Annotated in this window: 6 protein-coding genes; 3 read left to right on the top strand and 3 right to left on the bottom strand. The window is 62.8% G+C overall.

What is annotated here, in order from left to right:
* Together MRY84_RS05235 and MRY84_RS05240 are read right to left on the bottom strand one after the other, a co-directional pair.
* The coding region (locus MRY84_RS05235) for an ABC transporter substrate-binding protein (protein ID WP_291504690.1) at positions 1 to 484 on the bottom strand (484 nt) is incomplete at its 3' end.
* Between the two features lie 982 nt (positions 485 to 1,466).
* Positions 1,467 to 2,519, bottom strand: coding sequence for a porin (locus tag MRY84_RS05240; RefSeq protein ID WP_291504691.1), 1,053 nt, complete (start codon positions 2,517 to 2,519; stop codon positions 1,467 to 1,469).
* 315 nt (positions 2,520 to 2,834) lie between these two features.
* Between MRY84_RS05240 and coq7 the strand changes: the two genes are divergently transcribed.
* The gene (gene coq7, locus MRY84_RS05245; RefSeq protein ID WP_291504692.1) at positions 2,835 to 3,452 is read left to right on the top strand and encodes a 2-polyprenyl-3-methyl-6-methoxy-1,4-benzoquinone monooxygenase; all 618 of its coding nucleotides are present in this window, start codon (positions 2,835 to 2,837) and stop codon (positions 3,450 to 3,452) included.
* A 71-nt stretch (positions 3,453 to 3,523) separates the two neighbouring features.
* On the opposite strand, the gene MRY84_RS05250 is transcribed toward coq7, so the two are convergent.
* Positions 3,524 to 3,973, bottom strand: a complete 450-nt coding sequence (locus MRY84_RS05250) for an OsmC family protein (RefSeq protein ID WP_291504693.1) — start codon at positions 3,971 to 3,973, stop codon at positions 3,524 to 3,526.
* Positions 3,974 to 4,367: 394 nt separating this feature from the next.
* Here MRY84_RS05250 and ilvA point away from each other — a divergent pair, with 394 nt between their 5' ends.
* Together ilvA and cobS are read left to right on the top strand one after the other, a co-directional pair.
* Positions 4,368 to 5,930 carry a threonine ammonia-lyase, biosynthetic gene (ilvA, locus tag MRY84_RS05255; protein WP_291504694.1) on the top strand — a complete coding sequence of 521 codons (1,563 nt, stop codon included), beginning with the start codon at positions 4,368 to 4,370 and terminating at the stop codon, positions 5,928 to 5,930.
* 76 nt (positions 5,931 to 6,006) lie between these two features.
* A complete protein-coding gene (gene cobS, locus MRY84_RS05260; RefSeq protein WP_291504695.1) occupies positions 6,007 to 6,813 on the top strand; it encodes an adenosylcobinamide-GDP ribazoletransferase in 807 nt (268 codons plus the stop codon).
* The last annotated feature ends 110 nt before the right edge of the window (positions 6,814 to 6,923 follow it).

Here is a 6,923-nt window from a genome sequence, read left to right on the forward strand (position 1 = left end):
CCTTGCTCATCATGCGCAGTTCGGTCATCTGGCGCAGCAGCACGGGGTTGGGTGCGCTCAGGATGACGTCAATGGTCTGCGCGTCCACCTTGTTGATCTTGCTGATCCCCTGGACGTAGGGGGTGAAGTTGGAAGTCTTCGCCATGGCTCGCTGCAGCGAGTAGACCGCGTCGTCTGCCGTGAAGGCCGAGCCATCATGGAACTTCACCCCTTGGCGCAACGTGAAGCGCACCTGCGTGGGGCTGATTTCCTTCCAGGACGTGGCAAGCACGGGCTCCACTTCAAAGGTCTTGCTGTTGTAGTAGACCAGGCTCTCATACACATTGGCGTGAAGGCCGTTTTGCAGCGCATTGTTCTGGGAATGGATGTCCCACGTTGAAATCTCGCCCTGGCTCGCCCACTTGAAAGGCTTCGCCTGCAAGGCTGGCGCTGCGAGCAGTGCAGCAGCCGCAGCGACCGCCAAAAGACTGTATTTGAGTTTCATGGAACCCTCTTGAGTAAAAGTTTTACTATGCAGTAAAGGTTGCTCTATAGCCAACGGGAAATCCCTGAATTCCGGATGCCCTGAAGGGCCTCTAAACGGCCACGGGCGGGGCTGGAGCACGCAAGGATGGTGCCAGCAATCTGCACCAAAAATGAAGGGCTGAGACACCTAGGTGACAGGGTAAGAGTGGTTCTCTCAGAGCCTGCAACGGCTGTCCTCTGCGCAATCGCTGGGGGCGTTGTGCCCTCAGTTACATGGGAGTGCAACCGCCTATATCCGCGCCGACGCCAGAGACTCAGGGTCGGCAGTCCTCGCCCGTCAATGCGGATGCTTGTGCAGCCGCCCAGGGATGCGCCGGATCATGAGGGCGCTGTAAACGGTGGCGTTGTGGATCTCTCGCCCATCCTGCCTGTCCGTCCGTTGGGCAAGCTCCAAAACCTGATGCGCTGGAATTCGGACTAGAAATGCATGCCACGGCTGGGTCCCTTCCTCGCCCGATAAAGCCTGTCGCGCGAGAACGCTTCAGTCAGTTGAGAGCTGCACAAAGGGCACAAAGGGCTTCGAGGAGCAGCAATGCCTGCGTCTGAGAGGCTGCGGGGCAGCAGGGCACAAGCCTGCAACCAACCCCGCATCAAACCGGCGTCGGGCGCTACCGCCACCTCGGTCTGCGATGGGCTTTCGGTGGCACCACGCGATCATCTGTTTTCGCGCATCTCGCTTCGCTGCCTCAGCCGCACACACCTACCGCGCACAACCTTCCACACCCATTCAGCGTGTCCACGGCCGAAGGCCTCCGTTTCACCCTGCGCGCGCACGAAAGCAACACCCACTCCACGACCCTGGGGCGGACCAACAAGAATCCGTGACGCCGCAAACTTTTACCTCACCCGCCGAAAGGTACAAAACGAGCAGGAAATAAAAAAAGCCGCCCGAAGGCGGCTTTTAGCTTTGGCATCGAAAACTGGCTGAAGCCAGTCCGATATTAGAAGCTGTGCTTGATACCGAAGTCGTAGCCGTTGGAGTTGTCGCCAGCAGCAGTCACGGAACCGTTCAGGGATTGAGCAGCGCCGTTCTTGTTGCTCACGTGAGCGTACGTTGCGTACAGAGCGGTGCGCTTGGACAGGTTGTGCACGTAGCCCAGAGCGATCTTGTTCGTACGGGGATCAGCACCCACGGTGTCGATCTTGTAGGTGGAGTAAGCCAGACGGATTTCGCCAGCGCCCACGGGCACCAGACCACCGATCAGGAAGCCCTTGCCTTCTGCGCCGTTCTTGACGTCGTCTTGGCTGTAGTGAGCCATGATCTTGGCCATGCCCAGATCGTAAGCGCCGCCCACGTTCACAGCCTTGATGTTGCCCGACAGGAACTTGGTGTCAGAGAAAGCCAGAGCCACGTTGATGGGGCCGTTGGCGTAACCAGCGCGCAGAGCCAGGCCGTTGCCGTCCTTCTTGTTGGCAGCGTTGCTCAGGTTTTCACCCATGTAGTACTGGGCTTGACCGTAGAAACCGCCCAGGTTGCCAGGCAGGAAGTAGCCGATGGCGTTCGAAGCGCGGACAGTGGTAGGACCGCCCAGGCTGGAGTTCAGGGTTTGGGTCGTGCCAACGCCGTTCGTGCCGAAGGGATCGAACACGGTCAGGTTCCAGAATTGGGGCGTGTAGTCACGGCCCAGACGCACTTCACCGAAGCCGCCGTTCAGGCTGACGGTGGAACGACGGTTGAAGGTCAGGCCGCCGCCGCCGGTAACACCGCTGGCGCCTTGGTTGTTGGTGCTGGTGGTAGCGCCGGAACCGTTGTCGTTGTTCAGGCCAGCTTCGAGGTGGAACGAAGCGGACATGCCGCCACCCAGATCTTCAACGCCGCGGAAACCCAGACGGCTGCTGTTGTAGCCGGAGTTCGTCAGTTGCGACTTGTTGGCAACGCTGCCGGAACCGTAGGCGTAGGTCGCGTCCACGATACCGAACAGGGTCACGGAAGATTGAGCCATTGCAGCGCCGGAAGCAGCCAGCACAGCCAGGGCAATCAGGGATTTTTTCATTGCGAGTTACTCCAAGGTTAAACATCGGGCTCCGGTACGGGGGGTCTATGGTGAAAGCACCTGCACAGTCCCGCCGGTTCCCCGGGCCAACCTCCTGGTGGGGAAGTTGTTCTTATTGCACCAGACCCGGACCGGTTTCGCAAAGGAATTCACCCACAAACGATCCGAAAGGGGAAAATCGTTGCAGTGTTGCAACATTTCGGCGAGCCCGGGCAAAATCGATTTCTACGCAGTGCAGCAAGGCTCGCCAGCTCTTCAAAACTTGTATCCAAGTGAAATTTCTGTATCTGCACCCTTGCCAATCTGGAAGCATTCATGGACTCTTTGCTATCAGCTGCCGACAGGGCTTTACGCACCCTTTTTGCCCCTCCCCATGCTAGCGAGCGCTCACCTGCTCAGGGCATTGACGAGGGTAAGCTCGACCCCAGCGAGAAGCGTCTGGCTGGTGCGTTGATGCGCGTGAACCATGTAGGAGAAGTATGCGCCCAGGCGCTGTACACCGGCCAAGCCGCCGTAACGCGTGACCCCCAATTGCGCGCGCACTTGCTTGAAGCCGCGCGCGAGGAGACCGACCACCTCGCCTGGACCCGCCAGCGCCTGGAGGCGCTGGGCGCACGTCCCAGCCTGCTGAACCCGTTGTGGTTTGCCGGAGCTTTCGCCCTGGGCGCTGTGGCGGCCAAGGTCAGCGACCAGGCCAGCCTGGGATTTGTCGCGGAGACAGAAGACCAAGTGGCAGCACACCTTGAAAGCCACCTCGCCCGACTGCCGGCGCAAGACCTGGCGTCGCGGGCCGTCGTGGGGCGCATGAAAGAGGACGAGCAGCGCCACGCAACCGAAGCACGTGCGAGAGGCGCCGTGACATTGCCGCCCCCGGTGCGCGCCGCGATGCGGATGGCCGCGAAGGTGATGACCACCACCGCACACCGCATCTGAACGCTTGAACGCCTGAACGAGGCTGGCGGCATCCAGCCGAGGCACGGGGACGACAACCTCCCAGCAGAGGATCAAGCTTCCAGCACGTCGAACGCGGTCGTGATCTCTGCGGTCTTGCCCAGCATGATGCTGGCCGAGCAGTACTTGTCGTGGCTCATGGCGATCGCGCGCTCCACCGCCGCAGGCGGGATACCCCGGCCGGTCACGGTGAAATGCATGTGGATCTTCGTGAACACCTTGGGGTCGGTCTGAGCGCGCTCGGTGGTCAGCTTGACGCTGCAACCTCGAACGTCGTGGCGGCCGCGCTTGAGGATGAGCACCACGTCGTAGGCGGTGCAGCCACCGGTGCCTGCCAGCACGGTTTCCATCGGCCGGGGGGCGAGGTTCTGACCGCCGTTGGCTGGCTGGGCCGCATCTGGCGCGCCGTCCATGGCCAGAACATGACCACTTCCCGTTTCGGCCACAAACCCCATGCCAGAGCGAGTTCCTGCGGCGCCGGTCCAACTTACTGTGCATTCCATTGATTTTTCTCCTGGGTGTTTTGCGTCACTGATTGCGTATTTACGCGGTATTGCGTGGTTTTTTTCGCACGGTTCGGCTTGACGAATCGAATTTGACTAAAGATTTTGCTGCAATGCAGCAAGTCTCGCGGTAAACTTCGCCCATGCGCTGCCGATTTCGTCAGAAACGACAAGGCAGATGGCGCAAGGCAAGCAAACTTCAGCCTTGCACCCCGCACCGATTGTCTCCTCCATCTCCTCAAAGGATGGATTAGCCCCAGGCCTCACGGCCCGGGGCTTTTTTTTGGCTGCTCATGCCAGGCCCCGCCCAGCCCTGCGGCGCCCCGCCGCCGCGGACCGACCCCCTATGATGTGGCCCCGCGCCGCTGCCTGCGCCGGCCCACCTGCCCTCGCCATGACTCTCTCCCTCACCCCTGCTGACTACCTCAAGAAGATCCTGACCGCCCGCGTGTACGACGTGGCCTCGGAGTCGGCCCTGGAGCCCGCCAAGAACCTCAGCCGCCGCCTGCACAACAAAGTGCTGCTCAAGCGCGAAGACCAGCAGCCGGTTTTCAGCTTCAAGCTGCGCGGCGCCTACAACAAAATGGCGCACCTCACGCCCGAGCAGTTGGCGCGCGGGGTGATCTGCGCCTCAGCCGGCAACCATGCCCAGGGCGTGGCGATGAGCGCCCACAAGCTGGGCGTGCGGGCCGTCATCGTGATGCCCACCACCACGCCCCAGCTCAAGATCGATGGCGTGAAGACGCTGGGCGGCGAAGTGGTGCTGTTTGGCGAGAGCTACTCCGATGCCTACGGGCACTCGCTGAAGCTCGAAAAGGAGCAGGGCCTGACCTTTGTGCACCCATTCGACGACCCGGACGTGATTGCCGGCCAGGGCACCATCGCCATGGAGATCCTGCGCCAGCTGCAAAGCCTGGGCAGCAACCAGCTCGATGCCGTGTTCGTGGCCATTGGCGGCGGCGGGCTGATCTCGGGCGTGGCCAACTACATCAAGGCCGTGCGGCCCGAGATCAAGGTCATTGGCGTGCAGATGAACGACTCGGACGCCATGATCCAGTCAGTGAAGGCGCATGAGCGCGTCACGCTGGCGGATGTGGGCCTGTTCTCCGACGGTACCGCCGTCAAGCTGGTGGGCGAGGAAACCTTCCGCATCGCCCGCAGCGGCCTGGTGGACGATTTCATCACGGTGGACACCGACGCCGTCTGCGCCGCCATCAAGGACATCTTCGTGGACACGCGCAGCATCGTGGAGCCCGCTGGCGCCCTGGCCGTGGCCGCCATCAAGCAATACGTGTCCACCCACAAGACCAAGGGCGAGACGTACGCTGCCATCCTGTGCGGCGCCAACATGAACTTCGACCGCCTGCGCTTCGTGGCGGAGCGCGCCGAGGTGGGCGAGGAGCGCGAGGCACTGCTGGCCGTCACCATTCCCGAAGAACGCGGCAGCTTCCGCCGCTTTTGCGAAGTGATCGGCGGCCTGCCGGGCGGTCCGCGCAACGTGACCGAGTTCAACTACCGCATCAGCGACGCGGCCCAGGCCCATGTGTTCGTGGGCCTCACCACTAATGGCAAGGGCGAGTCGGAGAAAATCGCCAAGAACTTCGGCCGCCACGGCTTCGAGGCACTGGACCTGACCCACGACGAACTGGCCAAGGAACACCTGCGCCACCTGGTGGGCGGGCATTCGGCCCTGGCGCAGGACGAGCGCCTGATGCGCTTCACCTTCCCCGAGCGGCCCGGGGCGCTCCTCAAGTTCCTGAGCCTGATGCAGCCGACATGGAACATCAGCCTGTTCCACTACCGCAACCAGGGAGCGGACTATGGCCGCATCCTCGTAGGCATGCAGGTGCCTTCCGAAGACAAGGCTGCCTTCGACGCCTTCCTGGCCACGCTGGGCTATCCGTATGTGGAAGAGACACTGAACCCGGCCTACCGGCTGTTTCTGCGATCCAAGTGATTGGAATATTGATCAAATTGGCCTCCAGCGCTTGTACATAAAGCGCTGGCAGCTATCAAATTTGACATTCCCTGCCATGCAAGCCCTGCGCCACTATCTGCTGGCCGTGCAGTTCTTCACGCGCATCCCCATCACCGGGCGCCTGGCGGACTGGGTGGGTTACAGCCCCGCCATGCTGCGGGCGAGCGCGGCGCACTTTCCGGGCATTGGCTGGCTGGCGGCGCTGCTGTCGGCCACCGTGTTTGCCGCGCTGCACTGGGCCCTGGCACCCAATCCCTTCGCCCCGGCCGTAGCGGCGGTGTTCTGCACCATCGCCACGGTGCTGATGACCGGCGGCTTTCATGAAGACGGACTGGCCGATGTGGCCGACGGCTTGGGGGGCAGTGCCGACCGCGAACGGGCGCTGGACATCATGAAGGACTCGCGCATCGGCGCCTTCGGTGCCATGGCGCTGGTGCTGGCGCTGTTGGCCAAACTGAGCCTGCTGGCGCTGCTGGGCGCGCACAGCCTGCTGGCCGCGCTGACCGCCCTGGTGGGGGCGCACGTGGTGTCGCGCTTCTGGCCGCTGCTCATCGTGCGCAGCCTGCCGCATGTGGGCGACACCGCCCGGTCCAAAAGCAAGCCGCTGGCCGACCAGATTTCGGGCGCAGCGCTGGCCGCAGCAGCTTTATGGTGTTTTTGGCCGCTGGCGCTTGTCTGGCAAGCGCAACCAGCTCCGTATTTCATAGCATCCTTGCTGGCCAGCGCCCTCGCTGCCGCCTGGATGGGCCGCTGGTTTGCGCGCCGGCTGCAAGGCTTCACAGGGGACTGCCTGGGGGCCACGCAGCAGGTCAGCGAAATCGGCTTCTACCTGGGCGCGGCCCTGGCCCTGCGCTGGATGTGATGGCCGCGGCCACCACAGCGCGGCCCCGCCGCCGCCGCAGGCGGGTGCGCCCAGCAGCGCCGCTGGTGGCCCCCCGCCCCAGCTACGGCGCACAGGACGTTACGGCCGAC

It is taken from the genome of Acidovorax sp., assembly GCF_022763525.1.
Taxonomy (GTDB): domain Bacteria; phylum Pseudomonadota; class Gammaproteobacteria; order Burkholderiales; family Burkholderiaceae_C; genus Acidovorax.

Coding starts and splice junctions, on each gene's coding strand:
- MRY84_RS05240 (WP_291504691.1), bottom strand. CDS start 2,519: ATGAAAAAATCCCTGATTGCCCTGGCTGTGCTGGCTGCTTCCGGCGCT.
- coq7 (WP_291504692.1), top strand. CDS start 2,835: ATGGACTCTTTGCTATCAGCTGCCGACAGGGCTTTACGCACCCTTTTT.
- MRY84_RS05250 (WP_291504693.1), bottom strand. CDS start 3,973: ATGGAATGCACAGTAAGTTGGACCGGCGCCGCAGGAACTCGCTCTGGC.
- ilvA (WP_291504694.1), top strand. CDS start 4,368: ATGACTCTCTCCCTCACCCCTGCTGACTACCTCAAGAAGATCCTGACC.
- cobS (WP_291504695.1), top strand. CDS start 6,007: ATGCAAGCCCTGCGCCACTATCTGCTGGCCGTGCAGTTCTTCACGCGC.